Annotated in this window: 3 protein-coding genes; all 3 read left to right on the forward strand. The window is 61.2% G+C overall.

Annotated elements, in window-relative coordinates:
* Window positions 1–435 (forward strand): enoyl-CoA hydratase/isomerase family protein (locus WA989_RS00635; protein ID WP_424338602.1); only part of this gene is annotated, 435 nt, incomplete at its 5' end.
* A gap of 14 nt (window positions 436–449) precedes the next feature.
* Window positions 450–1,340, forward strand: a complete 891-nt coding sequence (mmsB, locus tag WA989_RS00640) for a 3-hydroxyisobutyrate dehydrogenase (protein WP_424338603.1) — start codon at window positions 450–452, stop codon at window positions 1,338–1,340.
* A gap of 117 nt (window positions 1,341–1,457) precedes the next feature.
* On the forward strand, window positions 1,458–1,745 hold a 288-nt coding region (locus tag WA989_RS00645; protein WP_424338604.1), incomplete at its 3' end, for an NAD(P)H-dependent flavin oxidoreductase.

Below are 1,745 nucleotides of genomic sequence, written 5' to 3' on the forward strand. Positions count from 1 at the left end.
GAACAGGGCGTTGGCGCGCTGGAAGCGCTCAATACCGAGGCGAGCGCGAGTTTCGCTGAGCACAGGCAAGAGATCGATGCCTGCTTCGGCAAAGATACGGTTGAAGAGATTGTCGCGGCGCTGAGCGAGGGGAGCGACTGGGCCAAGGCGCAAGCTGAAATGCTGAGCTCCAAATCCCCCCTTACCATGAAGATTGCGCATCGCCAGCTCACGGAAGGCGGCAAGATGGACGATTTCCGCGAGAACATGCGTATGGAGTACCGGATCGGCGGGCGACTCGTCTGCACCGAGAACTTCATTGAAGGCGTTCGCGCCGTGCTCGTCGACAAGGACCATAATCCGAAATGGCAGCCACCCACGCTGGAAGCTGTCTCCGACGACCTGGTCGACAGCTTCTTCGCGCTGCTGGGCGAGAACGAGCTCCAATTCATCTGAGAGAGAAAACAGCCATGACGAAAGTTGCATTTATCGGCCTTGGGAATATGGGCTCAGGCATGTGCGCGAACCTCGCCAAGGCAGGCCATGAGGTCCGTGCTTTCGATTTGAGCGCTGAAGCCATCCGCAAGGCGGAAGAAGCTGGCGCGACCGGCGCTCGCTCTCTTACCGATGCGGTTGCGGGCGCCGACGTCGTGGTCTCCATGCTACCGGCCGGCAAGCACGTTCTGTCTGTCTATTTCGGTGAGGACGGCGTGGCTGCGCATAGCGCGCCTGGCACGCTCTTTCTCGATTGCTCGACCATCTCCGTTGAAGAGAGCCGTGAGGCCGCGAAGCAAGCCGCAGATGGCGGCTTCCTTATGGTCGATGCGCCAGTCTCAGGCGGGACTGCGGCGGCCGATGCCGGCACGCTGACCTTCATGGTCGGCGGGCCGAAAGAGGCCTTCGAAAAGGCCAAGCCGCTACTGGAAATCATGGGCAAGAATGTCTTCCACGCGGGCGACGCCGGCAATGGGCAGGTGGCGAAGATCGCGAACAATATGCTGCTCGGTATTTCGATGATTGGCACATGCGAGGCGTTCAACCTCGCAGAAAAGCTCGGCCTTGATGCGCAGACGTTTTTCGACATTTCATCCACGGCCTCCGGCCAGTGCTGGTCCATGACAAGCTATTGCCCGGCGCCCGGTCCGGTTCCCGCCGCGCCATCCAACCGCGACTACCAGCCGGGCTTCGCGGTCGCCATGATGCTCAAGGATCTGCGGCTCGCACTCGGCGCAGCTGAAGGCGCTGGCGCAGAGGCGCCCCTCGGTGAGCATGCCCGCGACATCTATGCCAAACTCGATGAGGATGGCCATGCCGGGCTCGATTTTTCAGGCGTGATGAAGCGGATTCGGGGCGAGCTTTAGGCCCGCTGTACCGGCAAGCCCTTTCCCCGGCGTGACGGGCTGATCTTCCTCGTCTTTGGTTTTACAACGGCGTCGAAGATAAGGCGCCGCTCAAGGCTGCAGAAGAAGGGAAGAAACATGGCTATCAAGACGCGTTTTACCGAAGCTTTCGGGATAGAGCATCCGATTGTGCAGGGCGGTATGCAGTGGGTCGGCTATGCCGAAATGGTTGCGCCAGTGGCCGAAGCAGGCGGCCTCGGCTTCCTGACGGCGCTGACCCAGCCGACGCCGGAAGACCTCGCCAAGGAGATCGCCCGCACCAAGGAGATGACCGACAAGCCGTTCGGCGTGAACCTGACCATCCTGCCGGCCATCAAACCGCCGCCTTATGCCGAATACCGCCAGGCGATCATCGAGGGCGGCATC

The sequence above is a fragment of the Henriciella sp. genome, from assembly GCF_049649345.1.
Classification (GTDB): Bacteria; Pseudomonadota; Alphaproteobacteria; order Caulobacterales; family Hyphomonadaceae; genus Henriciella.

Excerpts from the sequence above, each read along its gene's own strand:
- mmsB (WP_424338603.1), top strand. The coding sequence starts at position 450 with ATGACGAAAGTTGCATTTATCGGCCTTGGGAATATGGGCTCAGGCATG.